General features: G+C 76.6%; 21 protein-coding genes. 11 read left to right on the forward strand and 10 right to left on the reverse strand.

The annotated features are described in order from the left end of the window. The first annotated feature begins 11 nt into the window (after nt 1-11). On the forward strand, nt 12-1,634 hold the full coding sequence (locus ACF1AK_RS09875; RefSeq protein WP_391498244.1) for an alpha/beta hydrolase: 1,623 nt from the start codon (nt 12-14) through the stop codon (nt 1,632-1,634). Between the two features lie 129 nt (nt 1,635-1,763). On the opposite strand, the gene ACF1AK_RS09880 is transcribed toward ACF1AK_RS09875, so the two are convergent. The 5 genes from ACF1AK_RS09880 to ACF1AK_RS09900 all read right to left on the reverse strand — a co-directional run bounded on the left by ACF1AK_RS09880 (nt 1,764) and on the right by ACF1AK_RS09900 (nt 6,294). After that, the gene (locus ACF1AK_RS09880; RefSeq protein WP_391498245.1) at nt 1,764-2,207 is read right to left on the reverse strand and encodes a hypothetical protein; all 444 of its coding nucleotides are present in this window, start codon (nt 2,205-2,207) and stop codon (nt 1,764-1,766) included. Between the two features lie 108 nt (nt 2,208-2,315). Then, nucleotides 2,316-3,572: an NAD(P)/FAD-dependent oxidoreductase gene (locus tag ACF1AK_RS09885; protein ID WP_391498246.1), complete on the reverse strand. Its 1,257-nt coding sequence runs from the start codon at nt 3,570-3,572 to the stop codon at nt 2,316-2,318. Nucleotides 3,573-3,686: 114 nt separating this feature from the next. Next, nucleotides 3,687-4,118, reverse strand: a complete 432-nt coding sequence (locus tag ACF1AK_RS09890) for a nuclear transport factor 2 family protein (protein ID WP_391498247.1) — start codon at nt 4,116-4,118, stop codon at nt 3,687-3,689. Between the two features lie 5 nt (nt 4,119-4,123). Continuing rightward, on the reverse strand, nt 4,124-4,927 hold the full coding sequence (locus tag ACF1AK_RS09895; protein ID WP_391498248.1) for an MBL fold metallo-hydrolase: 804 nt from the start codon (nt 4,925-4,927) through the stop codon (nt 4,124-4,126). After that, nucleotides 4,924-6,294: an MFS transporter gene (locus ACF1AK_RS09900; protein ID WP_391498249.1), complete on the reverse strand. Its 1,371-nt coding sequence runs from the start codon at nt 6,292-6,294 to the stop codon at nt 4,924-4,926. The genes ACF1AK_RS09895 and ACF1AK_RS09900 overlap by 4 nt, the downstream gene beginning before the upstream one ends. Before the next feature lie 101 nt (nt 6,295-6,395). On the opposite strand from ACF1AK_RS09900, the gene ACF1AK_RS09905 reads away from it, so the two are divergent. Together ACF1AK_RS09905 and ACF1AK_RS09910 are read left to right on the forward strand one after the other, a co-directional pair. Further along, entirely contained in the window at nt 6,396-7,493 is a 1,098-nt protein-coding gene (locus tag ACF1AK_RS09905) for a DUF5937 family protein (RefSeq protein ID WP_391498250.1), read from the forward strand. A 37-nt stretch (nt 7,494-7,530) separates the two neighbouring features. Further along, nucleotides 7,531-8,397 carry a PhzF family phenazine biosynthesis protein gene (locus ACF1AK_RS09910; protein WP_391498251.1) on the forward strand — a complete coding sequence of 289 codons (867 nt, stop codon included), beginning with the start codon at nt 7,531-7,533 and terminating at the stop codon, nt 8,395-8,397. Between the two features lie 19 nt (nt 8,398-8,416). Here the strand turns inward: ACF1AK_RS09910 and ACF1AK_RS09915 are convergent, their stop codons facing one another. Next, nucleotides 8,417-9,037, reverse strand: coding sequence for a DUF4262 domain-containing protein (locus ACF1AK_RS09915; protein ID WP_391498252.1), 621 nt, complete (start codon nt 9,035-9,037; stop codon nt 8,417-8,419). Nucleotides 9,038-9,163: 126 nt separating this feature from the next. On the opposite strand from ACF1AK_RS09915, the gene ACF1AK_RS09920 reads away from it, so the two are divergent. Continuing rightward, the gene (locus ACF1AK_RS09920) at nt 9,164-10,396 is read left to right on the forward strand and encodes a phosphotransferase (RefSeq protein ID WP_391498253.1); all 1,233 of its coding nucleotides are present in this window, start codon (nt 9,164-9,166) and stop codon (nt 10,394-10,396) included. 101 nt (nt 10,397-10,497) lie between these two features. Here ACF1AK_RS09920 and ACF1AK_RS09925 read toward each other — a convergent pair whose 3' ends face one another. Both ACF1AK_RS09925 and ACF1AK_RS09930 read right to left on the reverse strand, forming a co-directional pair. Then, on the reverse strand, nt 10,498-10,770 hold the full coding sequence (locus ACF1AK_RS09925; RefSeq protein WP_391498254.1) for a ferredoxin: 273 nt from the start codon (nt 10,768-10,770) through the stop codon (nt 10,498-10,500). Beyond that, nucleotides 10,767-12,008 carry a cytochrome P450 gene (locus ACF1AK_RS09930; RefSeq protein WP_391498255.1) on the reverse strand — a complete coding sequence of 414 codons (1,242 nt, stop codon included), beginning with the start codon at nt 12,006-12,008 and terminating at the stop codon, nt 10,767-10,769. Before ACF1AK_RS09930 ends, ACF1AK_RS09925 begins: the two co-directional genes overlap by 4 nt. Before the next feature lie 415 nt (nt 12,009-12,423). Here ACF1AK_RS09930 and ACF1AK_RS09935 point away from each other — a divergent pair, with 415 nt between their 5' ends. The 4 genes from ACF1AK_RS09935 to ACF1AK_RS09950 all read left to right on the forward strand — a co-directional run bounded on the left by ACF1AK_RS09935 (nt 12,424) and on the right by ACF1AK_RS09950 (nt 14,828). Next, on the forward strand, nt 12,424-13,509 hold the full coding sequence (locus tag ACF1AK_RS09935) for an S-(hydroxymethyl)mycothiol dehydrogenase (protein ID WP_391498256.1): 1,086 nt from the start codon (nt 12,424-12,426) through the stop codon (nt 13,507-13,509). Next, entirely contained in the window at nt 13,506-14,144 is a 639-nt protein-coding gene (locus ACF1AK_RS09940; RefSeq protein ID WP_391498257.1) for an MBL fold metallo-hydrolase, read from the forward strand. Before ACF1AK_RS09935 ends, ACF1AK_RS09940 begins: the two co-directional genes overlap by 4 nt. 64 nt (nt 14,145-14,208) lie before the next feature. After that, complete coding sequence (locus tag ACF1AK_RS09945) at nt 14,209-14,610, forward strand: pyridoxamine 5'-phosphate oxidase family protein (protein ID WP_391498258.1); 402 nt, start codon at nt 14,209-14,211, stop codon at nt 14,608-14,610. Between the two features lie 56 nt (nt 14,611-14,666). Continuing rightward, nucleotides 14,667-14,828: a hypothetical protein gene (locus ACF1AK_RS09950; protein WP_391498259.1), complete on the forward strand. Its 162-nt coding sequence runs from the start codon at nt 14,667-14,669 to the stop codon at nt 14,826-14,828. A gap of 91 nt (nt 14,829-14,919) precedes the next feature. Here ACF1AK_RS09950 and ACF1AK_RS09955 read toward each other — a convergent pair whose 3' ends face one another. Both ACF1AK_RS09955 and ACF1AK_RS09960 read right to left on the reverse strand, forming a co-directional pair. After that, complete coding sequence (locus ACF1AK_RS09955) at nt 14,920-16,107, reverse strand: alpha/beta hydrolase family protein (protein WP_391498260.1); 1,188 nt, start codon at nt 16,105-16,107, stop codon at nt 14,920-14,922. 143 nt (nt 16,108-16,250) lie between these two features. Then, nucleotides 16,251-17,528 carry a DUF5685 family protein gene (locus tag ACF1AK_RS09960; RefSeq protein WP_391498261.1) on the reverse strand — a complete coding sequence of 426 codons (1,278 nt, stop codon included), beginning with the start codon at nt 17,526-17,528 and terminating at the stop codon, nt 16,251-16,253. A 335-nt stretch (nt 17,529-17,863) separates the two neighbouring features. Between ACF1AK_RS09960 and ACF1AK_RS09965 the strand changes: the two genes are divergently transcribed. The 3 genes from ACF1AK_RS09965 to ACF1AK_RS09975 all read left to right on the forward strand — a co-directional run bounded on the left by ACF1AK_RS09965 (nt 17,864) and on the right by ACF1AK_RS09975 (nt 20,747). Continuing rightward, entirely contained in the window at nt 17,864-18,427 is a 564-nt protein-coding gene (locus ACF1AK_RS09965; protein ID WP_391498262.1) for a helix-turn-helix domain-containing protein, read from the forward strand. Continuing rightward, a complete protein-coding gene (locus ACF1AK_RS09970) occupies nt 18,424-19,929 on the forward strand; it encodes an MFS transporter (RefSeq protein ID WP_391498263.1) in 1,506 nt (501 codons plus the stop codon). The genes ACF1AK_RS09965 and ACF1AK_RS09970 overlap by 4 nt, the downstream gene beginning before the upstream one ends. Nucleotides 19,930-20,045: 116 nt before the next feature. After that, nucleotides 20,046-20,747: an alpha/beta fold hydrolase gene (locus ACF1AK_RS09975; protein ID WP_391498264.1), complete on the forward strand. Its 702-nt coding sequence runs from the start codon at nt 20,046-20,048 to the stop codon at nt 20,745-20,747. Nucleotides 20,748-20,758: the final 11 nt, after the last annotated feature.

Here is a 20,758-nt window from a genome sequence, read left to right on the forward strand (position 1 = left end):
GAGGAGGTTTCGTGTCCCGTATCACCAGCGCGGCACTGGCGGTCACCAGTGCCCTCGCCCTCGTCGCCGGCTCGGCCGCCGCGGCCGTCGCCGCACCGGCCCCCGGCCCGGCCGCCGAGGCCAAGGTGGCACCGGTCGACTGGAAGCCGTGCAATCCCGATCCGACCCAGCCGGACCCCAAGATCTACGACTGCGCCGTCTACCAGGTGCCGCTCGACTACGACCACCCGAACGGCGAGACCGTCGGCATCGCGATGATGCGCCGGCGCGCGAGCGACCCGGCCAAGCGGATCGGCTCGCTGTTCCTCAACCCCGGCGGCCCGGGCGGCAGCGGCTACCTCTGGGCCACCACCACCCGCTTCGGCAAGGACGTCCAGGACCGCTTCGACCTGGTCGGCTTCGACCCGCGCGGCGTGGCCCGCAGCAACCCCCTCAAGTGCTTCACCACCGACGAGGAGGCCGCCGCCGTCAACGACCGGATGACCGGCGTCCCGGTGACCAGGGCCGAGATAGCCCGGACCATCGACGCCACCGAGGACTACACCGACGCCTGCTCGCGCAACGCCGGCCCGCTCATCGAGCACATGTCGACCATCAACGTGGTCCGCGACCTCGACCGGATGCGCCGGGCCGTCGGCGACGCCAAGCTCAACTTCGCCGGCTTCTCCTACGGCACCCTGATCGGCGCCACCTACGCCGGCATGTACCCGGACAAGGTCCGCACGCTGATCGTCGACGGCAACGTCGACCCCAACCTGCGGATGCACAACGGCGTCGAGTACGACCGCCAGCGCGCCACCGGCTTCGAGGTCTCCCTCGCCGAGTACCTCAAGCGCTGCCAGGCCGCCGGCGCCCCGCGCTGCGCCTTCGGCGACGGCGACACCCGCACCAAGTTCGACACCGTCCGCGACCACCTGCGCACCAGCCCGGTCACCCTGCCGGACGGCACCCAGGTCACCCTCTCCAGCTTCACCAGCCAGGTCGCCAACGCCCTGTACTCGCAGAGCCGCCAGGCGCCGCTGGCCAAGTCCCTCCAGGCGCTGTACTCGGTGATCCAGGCGCCGGCCGCCGCCCAGGGCCTGGCCGCCCCGGCGACGGCCGACCCGGCCGCCGTCGAGGACGCCAAGGTGCTCGCGACCACGGTGCCGAACGCGCTGCGCGAGGCCCTGCCGGAGACCCCGTACTCGGGCGACGACTCCTACTACGGCGTCAACTGCCAGGACAAGCCGTACCCGTCCGACCCGTGGAGCTTCGTCAACGTGGCGAAGAAGTGGGAGAAGGAGTCGCCGACCTTCGGCCGTTACCAGGCCTTCGACGGCCCCACCTGCTCCACCTGGCCGGCCCCGGCCCGTGACGCCGAGCGCTTCACCGGCCCGTGGGGCAAGAAGACCGCCACCCCGGTGCTGGTCGTCGGCAACCTCTACGACCCGGCCACCAACTACACCTTCTCCCAGCGCATGCAGCGCCAGCTGGGCAACGCGGTGCTGGTCTCGGTCGACGTGGTCGAGCACTGCGCCGTCGGCCGCAGCAAGGAGCTGGGCAAGCTGGTCACCGACTACCTGGTGAACCAGAAGGCCCCGGCCCCCGGCCAGCTGCTGAAGCCGGACGCCGAGGCCTTCCCGCCCGTCGCCTGACACCCGGCCGGCCGCCTGAGGACGACGACCTGAGGTCGACGACCTGAGGAGGGCCCCCTGAGGATCCGAACGGCCCGCCCGCGGAAACAGCCTTCCGCGGGCGGGCCGTCCGGTTGCCGGGCGCCCGGCTCAGACCTCGGCGGCGTCCTTCGCCGGCCGCGCCGCGACCACCGGCGCGGCGGACGGCTTCGCCGGGGTGCGCAGCACCGTCATCGCGACCACCGCGGCGCCGAGGACGAAGCAGGCGGCGATCCGGAAGGCGAGCTGGTGGCCGCCGGCGTAGGCGGTCCCGGCGGGCGCCCCGTGGGCGGGCAGGCCGTCGGTGCGCGAGGCGGCCAGGGTGCTGAGGACCGCCGGCCCGAGGGCGGCACCGACCTGCTGGAGGGTGTTGAACCTGCCCGAGGCGGGGCCGGAGTCCTCCGGGGTCGCGCCCGGCATGGCCAGGCCCGCCGGCGCGGGCATCGCCATGCCGAAGCCGATGCCCAGGGGCAGGGTGGCGGGCAGCACGTCGGTGAGGTAGCCGCCGTCCGCCGACACCCGGCCCAGGAGGCCGAGCCCGGCCGCGATCAGCACCAGGGCGGTCAGCAGTTCCCGAGGAGCCGCCCGGCGGCGGAGGAACGCGCGGAGCCCCCGGCGGCAGCACCTGCCGTCGGGGGCTCCGCGCCGTGCCGCGCTCCCGGCTCAGAGGTCGGTGAGGGGGACGGCGGGGTCGGCGAGGGCCTTCAGGTCGACCGCGCGGCCGGAGCGGACGAGATCGCGGACGGGGTCGGTGACGTCCCAGACGTTCACGTTCATGCCGGCCAGGACGCGGCCCCCGGAGAGCCAGAAGGCGATGAACTCGCGGGTGGCCGGGTCGCCCCGGAACACCACCCGGTCGTAGCCGCCCGGCTCCACCCAGCCGACGTACTCCATGCCCAGGTCGTACTGGTCCGAGAAGAAGTAGGGAACGCGGTCGTACACGGCGTCCTCGCCGAGCATCGCGCGGGCGGCGGTCTGCGGCTGGTTGAGGGCGTTCGCCCAGTGCTCGACCCGCAGGTGACGGCCGAACAGCGGGTGGTAGGCGTTGGCGACGTCGCCCGCCGCGTGGATGTCCGGGTCGGAGGTGCGCAGGTACTGGTCGGTCTTGACGCCGTTGTCGACCTCCAGGCCGGCCGCCTCGGCGAGGGCGGTGTCCGGGGCGATGCCGATGCCCACCACCACCGCGTCCGCCGGCACCGTCGTGCCGTCCGCCAGCCGCACCCCGCTCACCCGGCCGTCGGTGCCGGTCAGCTCCGCGACCCGGGCGCCGAACCGCAGCTCCACCCCGTGGTCGCGGTGCAGATCGGCGAAGACCTGCGCCACCTCGCGGCCCAGCACCCGCAGCAGCGGCAGCTCGGCCACCTCCAGCACCGTCACCTCGGCGCCCGCCGCCCGCGCCGCGGCCGCCGTCTCCAGCCCGATCCAGCCCGCGCCGACCACCACCACCCGGGCGCCCGCGCGGAACGCCTCGCGGATCCGCTCGCTGTCCTCCACCCGGCGCAGGTAGTGCACGCCCTCCTGGTCCGCACCGGGCACCGGCAGCCGGCGCGGCGACGAGCCGGTGGTCAGCAGCAGCTTCGCGTACTCCACCCGCCCGTCGTCGGCCAGCGTCACGGTGTGCGCGGCCGGGTCGATCGCGACCACCGCGGTCCCGAGCCGCAGCGTCACGTCGTTCTCGGCGTACCACTGCGGCGGATGGACGTAGATCTTCTCCCGGGCCGTCGTGCCGAGGAGATAGCCCTTGGACAGCGGCGGGCGCTCGTAGGGGCGCTCGTGCTCGTCGCCGATCAGCACGATGCCCCCGGTGTGCCCGGCCTCGCGCAGCGCCTGCGCGGCCTTCGCGCCCCCGAGGGAGGCGCCGACGATCACGAAGGGGCGCCCCCGCCCGCCGTCGTCCGTGCCGTTGTCGTCCGTGCCCATGGTGAACTCCTCGCTCTCCGGCGGAAATCACGGACAGCCTGCCGCCGCCCGGCGGGGCTGTCGAGAGCGCGTCCGGCGCGCCGCGACGGCTCCCCCGAACGGGTGACGCGGAGCTCAGGGCGTCATCGCGTCCCGGACCAGGGCGGTGTCGGTGAACTGCTCGAACCGCACGATCCGCCCGCCGCGCACCGTGAAGTGGTGCACCACCCGTACGGCGAGCGGCCGCCGGGTCGCCTTGTGCACCGCCGTGTACCGGCCCAGCACCACCACGTCCTCCCCCTGCACCACGTACCGGTCGTCGTGCGCCGTCCAGTCCTCCCAGTCGGCGGCCAGCCGCTCCATCACCCCGCCGGTGACGCCCTTGGGCGTGCGGTAGGTGCCGGCCAGCGGGAAGCCGGCCATCTCCGTCCACTCCACGTCGTCGGCGAGCGTCGCCCGCAGCGCCCCCAGGTCACCGCGCGCCGAGGCCAGGTACTGGCGGCGCACCACGTCGGCCGGGGCGTCGGACTCGGCGAACGCGGCCTCGGTCCTCGGAACCTCGATCATCGCGCTCAGCCCCAGCTCAGCTCGCCCTTGGCGACCTTGGTGCCGAGGTCGACCGCCAGCGTCATGCCCAGCCCCGGGAAGCGGCGCTCCAGCGCGGCGCGGGCCGCCGCCGCGTCCGGCGCCCGGCCGACCTCCGTCTCGAAGGCCCGCAGGTAGTCCCGGGTGTGGTCGATCGAGGAGGTGTCGGTCGGCGCGTCCGCCGTCCGGTGCCCGGCCACCACGAAGGCCGGCTCCAGCGCGGCCATGCCGTCCAGCAGGTCGATCCAGGCGGCCCGCTGCTCCGGCGTCGGCGTGTCCGCCGTCCACACGTGCAGCCCCTGGAACAGCAGGACGCCGCCGAGCACCGTGCGGTGGTGGTGCTGCCACAGGTAGTGCCGGTCCGGCAGGTGGAAGTCCGCGCCGCGCAGCTCGAAGCGGTGCCCCTCGAAGACCAGCTCGTCGCCGTGCAGCACCTCCGGGCGCACCAGCCGGGTCGGCAGCTCCGGCCCCAGGTGCGCCCAGGACCGCAGCTTGGCCTCGAAGGTCTCCTGGATGTGCTCGACGGTCGACGCGGTGGCCAGGAACCGGGCCTGCGGGAAGACGTCCTGCACCTCCTGGGCGCCGAAGTAGAAGTCCGGATCGCCGTGGCTGACGAACACCGTGGTCAGCCGCTTTCCGGAGGCCTTCACCCGCTCCGCCAGCCGCCGGCCGTCGGAGCGGGTGAACCCGGCGTCCACCAGCAGCGCGTCCTGCGGCCCGGTGACCAGCACGGAGGTCTTGTTGAGCGAGCTGTCGGGGGTGTCGATGACCTCGAAGTCGAGGGCGCTCATGCGGTGTCCTTCCTCACGACGGGGCCGGGCGCGTGCGGGCACGTGCCCCGCCGCCCAGGATCGGCGACCCGGGGCCCGGCCGCACCCCGGGCCGGGCGGAGGCGGGCGACGGCGGCCGCCGCGAACAGGGTGGTGACGGCGAGGACGGGCCACAGCACGTGCGGGCCGGCGGCCAGCAGCGCGGTCAGGGCGGCCGGGGCGAGCGCGCGCCCGACACCCGAGGAGAACTCCCAGCGGGCCAGCGCCCGGCCGAGCAGGTGCGGCGGGGCGCTCGCCGCGACCAGGGCCGTCCCCGAGCCGGAGTAGAGGATCTCGCCGAGCGTGAACAGCACGGACACCGCCGCCACCCCGGCCGCCCCGGCCGTGCCGCCGAGCGACCCGGCGGCCCAGAAGCCCAGGTAGGACAGGGCGAGCGCGGTCCCGCCTGCGGCCAGCACGAGGTGCCGGGCCCGGCCGGCGAGCCGGACCACCACGGCCAGCTGGAGCGTGATCACCAGCACGGTGTTGCCGACGAACACCCCGGAGGACCAGGCCGGGGAGGCGTGCAGGTGCAGCACCAGCAGGGCGGGCAGGGCCACCTCCAGGACGTCGAAGGCGAAGGAGTAGGGGAGGTTCGCCACGCTGAGCAGGGTGATCCGGCGCAGCGCCGGGCCCCCGGCGCGCCCGGACCCGGCGGGCGGGGGCGGGGCCTGGGGAGCGGTGACCCGCAGCGAGTGCACCAGCGCCGCCGCGAGCAGGCAGGCCGCCCCCGTCACGGCGGCGAGCAGCCGCAGTGCCCCCGAGCCGCCCGCCACCGCGAGGGTCGCCAGCAGCGCGCCCGCGCCCAGCCCGGCGTTGCGCAGCGTCCGACCGGCGGCCAGCGCGGCGTCCCGCGTCCGGCCCTCGGTGAGCGTCGAGACCACGGCGGCGTGGGTGGCGGGCCAGGACTGGCCGCCCACGCCGAGCAGCACGGCGGCCGCCGCGAAGCCGGCCGGGCCGTCGGCCAGCAGCAGCACCACCGATCCGGCCGCCCGCACCAGCAGGGTGGCCGCCGCCGGCAGGCTGCGCGCGCCCCGGTCGATCCACCGGCCGGTCAGCGGGAGGACGAGCAGGCCGGCGACCATCCCGGCGGACATCGCGAGGCCCGCCGTCCCCGCGTCCAGTGCGAGCACGCCGATGCCGTAGAGCAGCAGGAACGGCCGCAGCAGACCGGTCCCGAGGGCGTCCACCAGCAGCGCGGCCGCGTAGCGCGGGCCGCCCGCGGCGGTGAGCAGGCCGAGCAGGGCGGCCGGGCCGCTGCGGGATGCCGGGTCGCTGCGGGATGCCGGGCCGCCGCCGGGCGCCGGATGGTCGTCGTGCTGCCGCTTGGGGCTCCGGATCAGGCTCATGGCCGGTACCGTCCACGAGCGCCCGGCCCGCGGGCACGTCGATTGACGAGGAGCGTCAACCGGTGAGGGGGCGTGTCGCCGCAGGTGACAGGATCGGGAGCGTGAGCCTGACCATCGACATCACCGGCCTGCCCGACACGCGCCTGCTGTTCACCCCCTCCCCGCTGGCCGAACTCAGCGCGATGCTGCACGTGCTCGCCGAACCCGCGCACCACCCGGCCCTGCACGGCTGGGCGGCGAGCACCACGGCGCTCGTGCCGCCCGCGCTCGCCGAACGGCTCGCCGAGGCCGACTTCCTGTGGCGCTCCTCGCGCGCCGACTTCCTGGTGCCCGGCCTGCCCGGGGCCACCCTCGCCGAGGAACTCGACGCCGTCGACCGGATCGACGACGAGCAGTACGTCCGGGCCGCGCTGGTGACCACCTGCGGCGTCTCCCGGATGGCGGACCGCTTCGCCTCCCCGCTCACCGACCCGGTCGCGCAGGAGCGGGCCCGGGAGCTGGCCCTGGCCCGGGGCCCCCGGCAGGCCGAGTTCGCCGACCGGCTGCTCATCGACCCGCCCGCCGTCCGGGCGCTGGTGCGGCGGATGCTGGAGGACTGCGCGGAGGCGTTCTTCACCGACGCCTGGCGCCGGGTGCAGCCCGAACTGGCCGCCGACGCCCGCCGCAAGACCGACCTGCTGGTGCGGCACGGGGCGGCCGGGGCGCTGGCCGCCGTCTCGGCCTCGGTCCAGCTGGAGGACGCCGGGGAGGGGCGGCGGCGGATCGTCGTCGACAAGCTCCAGGACAACACCACCAGCGGCGCCGTCGCCGGCGGCGTCACCTTCGTCCCGACCGCGTACGGGCGGCCGCACCTGCTGGTGGTCTCCGCCGCGGGCTGGCGGCCCGTGGTGCAGTACCCCGTCGCCGAGGAGGGCACGCCCGAGCCGGTCTCGCTCGCCGTGGTCCAACAGCGGCTGGAGGCGCTCGCCCACCCCGTCCGGCTCCGGCTCGCCCGCACCATCGCCCGCGGCCCGCACACCACCGGCGAGCTCGCCGCCGCCTGGCAGCTCAGCGCGCCCGAGGTGTCCCGGCACCTGGCGGTGCTCCGCAGGGCCGGGCTGCTGACCACCCACCGGCGCGGGCGGTACATGCTCTACCAGCTCGACCTGGCCTGCAGCGCCCGGCTGGGCGCCGACCTGCTGGAGGCGGTGCTGCGCTGAGGGGAACACCGGCCCGGCCGGGCACGTTCGAGCGGTCATGACCAGTGACGACGCCGCTTCCGGCGCCCCCGGCATCCTCCGCTACGCCGCCTTCGCCACCGACCCCGGGGGCGGGAACCCGGCGGGGGTGGTGCTCGACGCGGCCGGCCTCTCCGACGGGCGGATGCTCGCGATCGCCGCCGAGGTCGGGTACTCGGAGACCGCCTTCCTCACCCCCGACCCGGCCGGCGGCTACGCGGTGCGCTACTTCAGCCCGCTGACCGAGGTGCCGTTCTGCGGCCACGCCACCGTCGCCTCCGCCGTGGCGCTCGCCGAGCGGGCCGGCCCGGGGCGCTTCCTCTACCGCACGGCGGCGGGCGAGGTGCCGGTCGAGGTGGCCGAGGGCGCGGACGGCGCCCTGCGCGCCACCCTCACCAGCGTCGAGCCGCACGTCACCGAGCCGGACGCGGCGGACATCGCCGAGGCGCTCGCCCTGCTCGGCTGGGCACCCGGGGACCTCGACCCCGCGCTGCCGCCCCGCTACGCCTACGCCGGTGCCCGGCACCTGGTGCTGGCCGCCGCGACCCGCGAGCGCCTGGCGCGCCTCGCCTACGACTTCGACGGCCTCGCCGCCTTCATGACCGCCCGTGACCTGATCACCGTCCAGCTGGTCTGGCGCGCCGCTGCCGACGTCTTCCACGTCCGCGACCCGTTCCCGGTCGGCGGGGTCGTCGAGGACCCGGCCACCGGAGCGGCCGCCGCCGCCTTCGGCGCCTACCTGCGCGACCTCGATCCCGCCGGGGCCCCGGCCGTCCTCACCCTCCACCAGGGCGAGGACCTCGGCCGTCCCGGCCTGCTCCACGTCGACCTGCGCACGGCGGCCCCGCGGGTCCGGGTCTCGGGCACGGCGGTGGCCATCCCGTAGACGCGGGGGTCCGGCGGCTTCAGGCCGAGGCGCCGGCCTGCGCCGCCTCCTGCGTCCAGACGCCCTGCGGGTGGTCCCCGACCGGCAGCCAGAGCCGCGGCTGCGCCCGGCAGCCGGGGGAGGCCCGCGGGTCCCAGGGCCAGCGGTGGTCGCGGTCGGGCCAGACCAGCTGGAGCACCGGGACGGGAACGCGGCGGTGGAAGCCGACGGCCGTGCCGAGCAGCGGCCGGTGCCAGGTGGGGTCGACGGGCTTGAGCAGCACCGGGTAGCCCTCGATCACGCCGTCGAGCAGGCCGTCCGGCTCGGCGGACGCGCCCTCCCGCAGCCGGCGCACGGCCTCGTCGAGCCAGTGCATCTGGCCGTGCGCGTCCAGGCCGGCCATGACCAGCTCGGGGCGGCGCGCGGTGTGCCAGTGGCCCACGGTGAAGGCCCAGTCCGGGAGGGGGCCCTCGCCGGGGATGCCGACCAGGTGGTGGCCGTGGGCCAGGACGTCCGCCGCCTCGCGCTGCCAGTGCGCGGAGACGCCGGGCACCCCGTCCCCGCCGGACGCCGGGCGCGCGCGGGAGCGCTTCGGGCCGTCGGCGGCGCAGATCACACAGGGACACGGTCCGGCGGCGGCGGGGACGGGGGGAAGATCCATGCGGATCATCAGATCACGCAGGTCGGCGGGGCGGTCGGGCGGGACCGGGGGCGGGGGCTGCCCGGGACGCGTCGGCGGCCGGAAAACCGGTCGCGGGGGAGGGGGCGGCCAAGGGATGCTGCGCGGATGGATCAAGGGAACGGGCGGACCGTCAGCGTCCACCTCACGCATGACGGCGGGTACTTCGGAACGGTCGGGCCGTTCGGGCTCGGGGAGCCGTGGTGGTCCTCGGCGGGGCCGGTGGCCGAGCGGGTCTCGGCGGAGACCGGGGTGCCGGTGATGGTGGTCCGGCTCGTCGGGGTGACCGGCGGGGAGGGCGGCCGCGGCGGGCACACGGTGTACCACGTCGAGGCGCTGGAGCGTCCGGACGGGCGGGCGGTGCGGGCACCGGACGCCGGGGCGGGGGCGCTGCTGGGGCCGGCCGAGCGGCGGGCCGCCTGGGCCACGCCGGAGGGTCTGCGGGCGGCGGTGGACTGGGCACGGCGGGCGCTGGCGGCGGCCGGACGGCCGGTCACCGGAGGCGCCGAGCAGGTCCGCACCTGGAACCTGTCCGGGCTGTTCCGGCTGCCGACGGCCGCCGGTCCGGTGTGGCTGAAGGTGATCAACCCGGCGTTCAACGCCCGTGAGGGGGAGGCGATCGCGCTGTTCGGTGCGGCGGACCCGGCGCTGGTGCCGGTGGTGCTGGCCGCCGACCCGGAGCACGGGCGGGTGCTGCTCGACGAGGTGCCAGGGGAGGACTGCTGGGGCCCGTCGGAGGCGGCGGTGGCGGACGTCGTGCCGCGGCTGGTCGCCGCGCAGGCCGCGCTCGCCGCCGACGGCCGGGCCGCCGCGGCCGGGCTGCGCGACCGCACCCCGCGCGCCCTCGCCGCCGCCGTCCCCGCGCTGCTCGACCGGCTCGCCGCGGGCCCGGAGCTGACGGCCGGGGAACTGTCCGCGGCCCGGGCACTGGCGCAGCGGCTGCCCGCCCTGGTCAAGGAGCTGGCCGCGTGCGGGCTGCCGGAAACCGCGGTGCACGGCGACTTCCACCCGGGCAACTGGCGCTCCGACGGCGGCGGCCCGGTCGTCGTCGACTACGCGGACGTCTGCCTCGGCCACCCGGCGGTGGACGCGCTGCGGCCCCGCGCGTTCGTGGACGAGGAGCGCTGGTCCCAGGTGGCGGCGGTGTGGGCGCGGGCCTGGCGCGAACGGGTGCCGGGCTGCGCGCCGGAGCGGGCGCTGGAGCTGACCGGGCCGCTGTTCCACCTCGGGTACGCGCTGCGGTACCAGGAGTTCCTGGACCACATCGAGGACAGCGAGCGCCCGTACCACGAGGGCGATCCGGCGGCGGAGGTCCGGCGCGCCCTGGAGGCCGCCGGATGACACGCGGTGCCGCCGGCTGACGCCCGGTGCCGCCGGCGCCGCGCCGCAGGGGCACGGTGCCGACGGCGGTCCGGGCGGTGGGCCGGCGGCCGGCGGGCCGGTCAGCCCACCGGGTCGATCCGGCGGCCGTCGCGGGCGCCGTACAGGGCGAGCGCCTCGACCGGGCAGTACTCCACGGCGTCGGCCAGTTCCGGGGTGAGCGGTTCCCCGCCCGCGCCGGTGGGCTGTTCGCGCAGCGGACGGGCCAGCCCGTCGGCGCCGAGGGCCAGCGAGCCGGGCGCGGTCAGGGCGCACATGCCCGAGCCGATGCAGCGGTCGCGGTCGACCTGGACGATCACCTCCGGCGCGGTGCCGGCCGTGCCGTCGCCGCTCACCAGGAGACCCGCAGGTGCTGCGGGCTGCGGGTCAGCAGGCCGCGCCGCCAGTCGATGGCGTCCTCGGGCGCGGTGAGCCGCAGCGCGGGCAGCCGCCGGGCCAGCCGGTGCAGGGCGAGTTCCAGCTCCATCCGGGCCAGCCAGGCACCCAGGCAGTGGTGCGGCCCGGCGCCGAAGGTGTACGAGGAGCCGGCGAGCGGGGCGAACAGCTCGGTCAGCAGGTCCCCGGTGAACACCCCGGGGTCGCTGTTGGCGGCGGTGACGTCGGCGGCGACGACGCTCCCGGCGGGGATCCGCACCCCGCCGATCTCGATGTCCTCGACCGCCCGCCGCAGCAGTCCGGGCAGCACGTCGGCGTCGCCCAGCGGGACGGCGCGCAGCAGCTGTTCGGTGGCGGCGGCCGCGCTCTGCTCGTCGGAGGCGAGCCGGAGCCAGGCGTCCCGGCCGTCGCCGAGCAGGTAGACGAGGGCATTGCCGAGCGCGGTCATGGTGGTCTCGTGCCCGGCCACGACCAGGCCGATGACGAGCGTGACGATCTGCTCCTCGGTGATCCCGGGGGTGTCGTCGGCGGCCGCGAGCAGCCCGCTGACCAGGTCGTCGCCGGGGCTGGCGCGGCGTTCGGCGACGAGCTCGGCGCCGAAGCCGGCGAACTCGCGCATCGCCGCGCGGACCTCCTGCGCCGTGAACGCGGTGGTGGCCAGCGCGTGGTCGCTCCAGTGCTCCAGGCGCACGGTGTCGAGGTGGTCCAGGCCCATCAGCCGGCTGATCACGGCGACCGGCAGCGGCCGGGTGTAGCCGGCGACGATGTCGGCGGGCGAGCCGCGGTCGAGCAGCTCGTCGATCAGGCCGTCGACGACCGAGGCCACCCAGGGGCGCCAGCGGGCGATCGCGCGCGGGGTGAACGCGCGCTGCACGGTGCGGCGCAGCCGCTGGTGCTCGACGCCGTCGATGTTGAGCAGCGCGGTGGGGTCGTCCAACAGGTTGGGGGTGCGGGTGACCTGCGGGGCGTCCGGCGCGTAGAGCGGGGCGCGGCCCAGCCGCGGGTCGGTGAGCACCTGCCGGACGTCGGTGTGCCGGCTGACCAGCCAGACCGGGGTGCCGGTGGGCAGGGCGGCCAGCCGGGGCGGACCGGGTTCGAGCAGGCGCAGGCAGTGCAGCGGCGGCAGCACGGTCAGGGCCGTGCCGGGGTTCGGGACGGTACCGGTTCCGGCACCGGTGGCACTGTTCTCGGCGGACATCCGTACTCCAGACTCCAGAGCGACGGCCGCGCGGGGGCGCGGCCTGCGGGGGGTGGATCCGGGTGGTGCGCGGGGGACGGGCGGGGCGGTCGACGGGTGTGCCGGGTGGGCCGGGTTTCGCTTCGACCGTACGTGGGAGACGGGCCGCAGTCAGCGACGATTCCAGCCAACGCCCGGGGGCCGCGGGCACGGTGAGGGCACGGCGGCAGCCGGGGGCGCTCGCCGAGGTCCATGCGCCCCCGCAGTGCGCCCCGGGGCGGGCGCCCCGGTGAGACGGATCACCCGGGACGCTCCCCGGCCCCCGGCCGGGGCGGGCGCTACGCTTCGTGGGCGAGTCACCCGACTCGTGTCGACCGACCGCGTCGACGCAGGTCACGCCGGTGCAGAGCGGCACCGGCCGACGGAGGTGGAACGGATGGCCCAGCAGGTCAAGGCAGTGATCGCACGCGCCAAGGGCGCGCCCGTGGAGGTGACGACGATCGTCGTGCCCGATCCCGGGCCCGGCGAGGCGGTGGTGCGGATCCAGGCCTGCGGCGTGTGCCACACCGACCTGCACTACCGCGAGGGCGGCATCAACGACGAGTTCCCGTTCCTGCTCGGCCACGAGGCCGCGGGCATCGTGGAGACGGTCGGCGAGGGCGTCACCGAGGTCGCGCCCGGCGACTTCGTCGTGCTCAACTGGCGCGCCGTCTGCGGCCAGTGCCGCGCGTGCAGGCGCGGGCGTGCCCAGTACTGCTTCAACACCCACAACGCCGAGCAGCGGATGACGCTGCTGGACGGCACCGAGCTGTCCCCGGCCCTGGGGATCGGCGCGTTCGCCGAGAAGACCCTGGTCGCCGCCGGCCAGTGCACCAAGGTGGACCCGGCCGCCGACCCGGCCGTCGCCGGGCTGCTCGGCTGCGGCGTGATGGCGGGCATCGGCGCCGCGATCAACACCGGCACCGTGGGCCGGGGCGACACGGTCGCGGTGATCGGCTGCGGCGGTGTCGGCGGCGCGGCCGTGCTGGGCTCCCGGCTGGCCGGCGCGTCGAAGATCATCGCGGTGGACATCGACGACCGCAAGCTCGCCACCGCCGGGAAGCTCGGCGCCACCCACACCGTCAACTCCCGGACCACCGACCCCGTCGAGGCGATCCGCGAGCTGACCGGCGGCCACGGCGCGGACGTCGTGGTCGAGGCGGTCGGCCGCCCGGAGACCTACCGGCAGGCCTTCTACGCCCGCGACCTGGCCGGCACCGTCGTCCTGGTCGGCGTGCCGACGCCGGAGATGAAGCTGGAGCTCCCGCTGCTCGACGTGTTCGGGCGCGGCGGCGCGCTGAAGTCCTCCTGGTACGGCGACTGCCTGCCCTCCCGGGACTTCCCGATGCTGATCGACCTCTACCTCCAGGGCCGCCTGGACCTCGGCGCCTTCGTCAGCGAGACCATCGGCCTGGACGCGGTGGAGCAGGCGTTCGAGCGCATGCACCACGGCGACGTGCTCCGTTCGGTGGTGGTCCTGTGAGCGCCGGGTCCGTCCGCGTCGAGCGGCTCGTCACCGCCGGGACCTTCGAACTCGACGGCGGCAGCTGGGAGGTGGAGAACAACGTCTGGATCGTCGGCGACGACACCGAGGCCGTGGTGATCGACGCGGCCCACGACGCCGCCGCGATCGAGGCCGCGCTCGCCGGGCGCCGGCTGCTCGCCGTCGTCTCCACCCACGCGCACAACGACCACATCGACGCCGCCCCGGAGCTGGCCGCCCGCACCGGCGCGCCGGTGCTGCTGCACCCGGACGACCTGCCGCTGTGGAAGCTGACCCACCCGGACCGCCTCCCGGACGGCGAACTCGCCGACGGGCAGCGGATCGAGGTCGCCGGCACCGCGCTGACCGTCCTGCACACGCCCGGCCACGCCCCGGGCGCGGTCTGCCTGTACGCCCCGGACCTCGGCACGGTGTTCACCGGCGACACCCTCTTCCACGGCGGCCCGGGCGCGACCGGCCGCTCCTTCTCGCACTTCCCGACCATCATCGACTCCATCCGCGACCGGCTGCTGACCCTGCCGGCCGACACGGTGGTGCGCACCGGCCACGGCGACCCGACCAGCATCGGCGCCGAGGCCCCCGCCCTCCCGGAGTGGATCGCCCGCGGTCACTGACCGCGCGGGAGGCGACCCGGGCCCGGCGGACGGCCGCCGGGCCCGGGCACGTACGATCGCGGGCATGGCCCACGATCCGCGCGCGCTCGACGACGCCTTCCTCGCCTTCTGGCGGGAGCGGCACATCTCCACCCTGACCACCCGGCGGCCGGACGGGTCGCCGCACGTGGTGCCGGTGGGGGTGACGTTCGAGCCGGAGCGCGGTGTGGCGCGGGTGATCAGCAGCCGCACCAGCCGCAAGGTGCGCAACGTCCTGGCGGCCGGCGCGGGCGGGCAGCGGGTGGCGGTGTGCCAGGTGGACCGGGCGCGCTGGTCGACGCTGGAGGGCGTGGCGGTGGTCCTGGACGCGCCGGAGGCGGTGGCCGACGCGGAGCGGCGCTACAGCGAGCGCTACCGCGAGCCCCGGGTGAACCCGGACCGGGTGGTCATCGAGATCACCGTCGACCGGGTGCTCGGGCGCGCGTAGCGGGTGGACGGTGTTCCGTTTATCCGGCGTTGATCGCCACGTCCTACCGTCGGGGCATGAACGAGGGAACGACGGGGGACCGGGGCGTGCGGGCCCCGGCCGAGGGCGGCCGGATGACGGCCGAGGACACGGACCGCTTCCGGGTGCTGCTGGCCCGGCTGGAGGACTCGCTGGCGGCCGACCGCCGCACCCGGACGGTGCCGGGCCGTGAGGGATGAGCGCCGCCCGGCCGCGCGCGTCGCGGTGCTGCCGCTGTGGCAGCGCGGCGCGCGGACGGGCGACTCCTACCGGAGTGCCGTGGCCGGCGGGCTACTTGGTGAAGCGCACCTCGGGGAAGGCGCGCGACGGCCGGTCGAGCAGCGGGGCCGGGCGGCCGAGCAGGTGCCGGTCGAAGAACGCGCCCAGGTAGGCGCGGGTGGCGGCCAGTGCGCGGCTTCCGGCGATGGTGCCGAAGCTCTCCCGGTAGGCGTCCGGCGGCAGTTGGTCACGCAGGCCGAGGTCGTCGACGATCCAGTGCTCGTCGGAGAACGACAGGTGCCCGGCGGTGGGCAGGTCCACCCAGTAGCGGGGGCCGGTGAACCGCTTCCAGTTGTCCTCCCAGTTCTGGGTGGCCTCCGGTGAGGCGCCGACCCCGGCGCTGAACAGCAGGGCCGGCCGCCCGGTGTCGTCGCCCGCCGGGATCCAGATGCTGCCGTCGAGGTCGGCGGCGGCCTTGATCCGCGGGTCCTCGCGCATGGCCTCCAGGGCGGCCGCCCCGCCGAGCGAGTGCCCGGCGGCACCGATCCGCGAGGGGTCCACGCTCAGTCCGCGGACCGGGCCGCCGTGCCCGGGGGCGGTCAGCCGGTCGAGCACGAAGCGCAGGTCGGCGGCCCGGGCGCGGGAGGACTTCACGCCGAACTCCGGGTCCGCCGCCTCCTGTCCGCAGGCCAGGCAGGACTCGATGCGGCCGTCGGGGAACTCCACCGAGGTCTCGTAGGTGGAGTCGACGGCGGCCACCGCGTAGCCCCGGGCGGCGAACTCCTCGCCGAGGGCGGTGAGCGAGGTGCGGCTCATGCCGAAGCCGGGGGAGAGCAGGATCAACGGATGGCGGCCGGGGGCCGGCCGGGCGTCGGCCACGGCGTTGGACCGCAGCGTGGCGGGCTCGTCCAGGCCGTACAGGGCGCGGGACAACTGTGGTGACACGTACGGCGCGTGGGCGCCGCGCGGCGAGGCGGCCGGGTACCAGAAGGTGACCATCAGCTCGCGGCTCGCGGTGTCCGGACGCCAGGGATCGGGCCGGGTCGGGTCGACCAGCCGGGCGGAGGCCGTGCCGACCGGCCGGTGCGCGGTCGGTGCGGGAACGCGGGGCCCGGCCGTGGCGGTGGCCGTGGTGCCGGCGCCGGCCGCGCCCTCCCCGGCGAGGCCGGTCGCGGCGGTGGCCGGACCGGCCAGGGCCAGGACGAGGGTGGTGGACACGATCGTCAGGGCGGCGCAACGCCGCCGTCGGTTCTTCGACATGACGCCACGCTAGGTTCGCCGCGGGCCCCGGCACGTCGCTCCGCCGGTGGAGCGGCGCTACGCCGCGAGGGGGAGCCGGCCCGGCCGCCGGTACGCCGTCGGACCGGGGGCAGGCTCCCCCTGAGGGTGTGCGCGCCGGTCGTTCAGCAGTCGCAGCCGCAGCTGCAGTCACCGCAGTCGCAGCAGCCGCTGCAGCAGTCGGAGCCCTCCCCGCAGCACTGGCAGGCGTCGCAGCAGTTGCCGCAGTCGCAGCAGTCGTGCCGGGCGCAGAAGCCCTCGCGGCGCTCGCCGCTGAACGGGTGGTCGTGCTCGCAGCAGAGCAGCTGGCAGGTGCAGCCCATCAGGGCCCACAGCGCGCAACCGGCCAGCAGGTTGCGGCGGTTCGGCGGCGGCGCCCCGGGCGGGGTGAAGCCGGGACCCTGCGGGACCCAGGGCGGGACCGGCGCGCCGGGGCCCTGCGGCGGTGCCTGGTCGGGGTCGTGCCGCGGCGGCGCCTGGTACGGATTGCCGGCGAGCGGGGCGCCGCCGCCGTGCTCGGCCCCGGTCCGGCAGGCGGTGTGGCCGGGCCGGCCGAAGACCCGCTCGACGGCGCGCTCGGTCTCGTGCGCGAGCAGGACGTGCACCAGGGTGCGGTCGGCCAGTTCGACGTCCCGCAGGGCGAGCCGGATGCCGTGCACGGCGTCCCGGCAGAGCCGCTCGGCCTCGGCGCGGTCGGTGCCGGTCGCGGTGAGCGGGTTCCACGCGCCGCTCGCGGCGTCCGCCTCCTGGTCCTCGGCGGCGTCCAGCAGGTGCGCGAGGCGTCCGAACAGCCGTCCCGCCTCGGCCAGCGGCGCCGCGTTCCCGGGCCGGCCGGCCAGCGCGGCGGTGTGCGCGAACGCGGCGGCGGTGGCGGTCTCGGTGGGCTCGGTGACCAGCAGCACCGACCCGCCGGCGGGCAGCGCGCGCTCCAGCTCGCCCTGCCGGGCGGCCGCGTCCAGCAGGACGGCGGTGTCGAAGCCGACCACCGAGGCGGTGCCGGCGCTCTTGCGGTCCCAGCGCCGGGTGACCGCCCGGGCGCCCGCCGCCACGGACCGCCGGGCGAAGACGCCGTCCCGGTCCTCGACGTGGTCACGGATCTTCACCGAGGCGAGCGCCAGCGAGACGGCCGCGGCCAGCCGGGCGCCCTCGCCCCGGGCGACGGAGGCCGTGCGCATGCCGCGCAGCGGGCACGGCCCGGCGGTCCGCCGCCCGGCGCCCTCGCCGGCGGCGGCCTGGGCCTCGACCAGCACCGAGATGATCAGCCCGTCGTAGTTGGTGGCGGTGCGGGCCAGTTGACCGTGGTCGTCCCGCAGGGCGAGGCAGAGCCCGCAGAGGTGGGCCACCCAACTCGCCTGCAACCGCTCGGAGAGGCGGTGGCGGCAGGGTCTGATGATGCCGAACATGTGGTTCCCCCGGTGTTTCGCGTGGGCCATGCGGGCCCGTGATCGCGCACATCATATGATCGCGAGCCCGCCCGTCCGGAACCCCTGCCTGCGGCGCGTCCCCGCCGTCCGGACGCCGCCGGACGACCCCGACGCTCCCGCCGCTCCCGGCGGTCGAGCCGGCGGCCGTCGTCCCGGAGAGGGGCGGACCCGTTGGTCACGCCCCGGCCGGCCACCCCACGTGACGCCGAACCCGCCGAAGGCCGGCGGCCGGTGGCAGCCGGAACCCGACGCTGCGCGGGCGCCCGGAGCAGTGGCCCCGAAGGCCCTCCCGTATCCGGGATAGCATCACGGATATGGGAATCGAGAGGGCCGCCGACGAACGGCTGGCGGAGCGGCTCGCCGAGTTGCGGGTCGAGCGCGGGTGGACGCTGGAGGAACTGGCGCGGCGGGCGGACGTCAGCCGCTCGACGCTGTCGCGGGTCGAGCGGGCGGAGGTGAGCCCGACGGCGGCGCTGCTCGGGCGGCTCTGCGCCGTGTACGGGCGGAGCATGTCGCGGCTGCTCGCCGAGGTGGAGGCGGCGCCGGCGCGGCTGGTGCGGGCCGCGGACCAGCGGGTCTGGCGGGACGAGGCGACCGGGTTCGTGCGGCGCTCCGTCTCGCCGCCGCACGGCTCGCTGCGCGCCGAGGTGATCGAGGGGCGGCTGCAGGCCGGCGGCGACATCGCCTACGACAAACCCTGCGACACCGGCCGGGAGCACCACCTGTGGCTGCTGGAGGGCCGCCTGGCGCTCACCGTCGACGGCGTCGAGGACCTGCTGGAGGCCGGCGACTGCCTGCGGTTCGTCCCCGGGACCACCCGCTTCCGCTGCCCCGGCCCGGACGGCGCCCGGTACGCGCTGGTGGTGGTCGAGCCGTGAGCGGGACCGGCGCGATACCGGCGCCACCCGTCAAGGAGACGTTCGACGCGGCCGGGCGGCGGGTGCTGCTGGTCTGCGTCGCGGGCGGCTTCACCACCCTCCTCGACCAGTCGGTGCTCAACACCTCGATCCCGGCGCTGCGCGAGTCGCTGCACGCCCAGCCCGCGCACCTGCAGTGGATCGTGGCCGGCTACTCGCTCGCCTTCGGGCTGGCCCTGATCCCCGGCGGGCGGCTCGGCGACGTCCGGGGCCGCAAGTGGTTCTTCGTCGGCGGCCTCGCCCTGTTCACCGTCGTCAGCCTGCTCTCCGCGACCGCCACCGAGCCAGGGGTGCTGATCGCCTCCCGGCTGCTCCAGGGCGCGGGCGCCGGACTGGTGAACTCCCAGATGATCGGCACCCTCCAGGACGTCTTCCAGGGGCAGCTGCGGGCCCGGGCGCTCGGGATGTACGCGGTCACCGGCGGCCTCGCCTTCGCCCTCGGGCCACCGGTCGGCGGGGCCGTGCTCGCCGCCGTCGGGCCCGAGCACGGCTGGCGGCTGACCTTCCTGCTCAACGTCCCCTTCGGCCTCGTCACGGTGCTGCTGGCGGCCCGCCACCTGCCGCGCCCGCGCCCCAGCACCCGGCACGCCGACCTGGACCTGGTCGGGCTGCTGCTGGTCGCCGCGCTGACCCTGGTGCTGATGCTGCCGTTCGTCCAGCCGCCCGGCTGGGCGGGCCGGTTCGGCTTCGCCGCCGCCGCGGTCCTGCTGCTGGGCGCGCTGGCCGGGTGGCAGCGCCGCTACGCCAGGGCCGGCCGCCACCCGCTGATCCACCCGGCGCTGACCCGCTCGGCGCCGTACGCGCTGGGGACGGCGGTGGCGATGGCCCAGTTCGGCTCCTCGCTGGCCGCCGGGCTGGTGCTGACCATGTTCCTGCAGGACGGGCTCGGCCTGTCGCCGCTCGGCGCGGCGCTGGTGTCGCTGCCCTCGGCGGTCGCGATGGGCTTCGCCTCGGCGGTCGCCTGGCGGGTGGTGCAGCGCTTCGGCCGGCGGACCGTCACGGCGGGCATGACCGGCTCGGCGCTGGTGATGCTGGCCGGCGGCCTGCTCGCGCTGCGGGCACCGGCCGGTGCGCTGCCCTGGCTGCTCGCGCTGCTGCAACTGCTGGGCGGCGCCTCGATCGGGCTGATGGGGGCGCCCAACCAGGCCTTCGTGCTGCGCCACGCGCCGGCCGAGGCGGCCGGGGTGAGCGGGGCGATCCTGCAGATGGCGCAGCGGATCGCGGCGGCGGTCGGCGTCTCGGCGCTCTCCGGCGTCTATCTGCGGGCGACCGACGGGGGCGCCGGGCACCGGGCGGCGTACGCCTGGGCGAGCGGCGTCTGCGCGGCGTTGGCCGCGCTCGCGGTGCTGGCCTCGGTCCTGGCGGGCCGGGCGACGGCGCGCGCGGAGGCGGCCGCCGCGGCCGCGGCACCGGGTGCACCGGCGCCCGGGCCGGTCCGGGAGGGGACCCGGGCGTCCGGTTGACCGGCCGGGTGCGCGGCGCCGGGCTCGGCGGCGCGGTGACGGCCGGGAGCGGCCGGGTTTGAGCGGTGAGCGAACGCCGGGTCCGCGGACGTGACGCCCGGCCTACCGTGGTCGCCATGACCGATCATCGGACGGTGGAACTGCCGGGCCTCACCCTCGCCTACCGGGAGAGCGGCCCGGCCGACGGCCCGCCGCTGGTCCTGCTGCACGCGCTCGGCGAGCGGGGCGCCGACTGGGAGCCGGTGCTCCCCGCCCTCGCCCCGCGCCACCGCGTGCTGGCCCTCGACCTGCGCGGCCACGGCGACAGCGACCGCCCGGGCGACTACGCCCTGGAGGCGATGCGCGACGACGTGCTGGCCTTCCTGGACGCGCTCGGGCTGCCCCGGGCCGACCTGGTCGGACACTCGATGGGCGGCGTGGTCGGCTACCTGGCCGCCCAGGAGCGGCCCGGGCGGATCGGCCGGCTGGTGCTGGAGGACGTCCCCGCCCCGCGCCCCCGCCCGGCGAGCCCGGTGGCCGACGCCCCCGACGGGCCGGTGGACTTCGACTGGGCCGTGGTCCGGGCGGTCAAGGGCCGGATCGACCGCCCGGACCCGCGCTGGCTGGAACGGATGACCGCGATCACCGCGCCCACCCTGCTGGTGGCCGGCGGCCCGGCCAGCCATGTGCCGCAGGCCGGAATGGCCGAGCTGGCCGGGCTGATCCCGGACTGCCGGGTGGTGACCGTCGAAGCCGGACACCTGGTGCACCGCACCCGGCCGGCCGAGTTCGTCGCGGCGGTGGCGCCGTTCCTGGACCCGGCCGGCCGGGAGCGCTGAGCCCCCGGGCC

This window comes from Kitasatospora sp. NPDC015120 (assembly GCF_043080305.1).
GTDB lineage: Bacteria > Actinomycetota > Actinomycetes > Streptomycetales > Streptomycetaceae > Kitasatospora.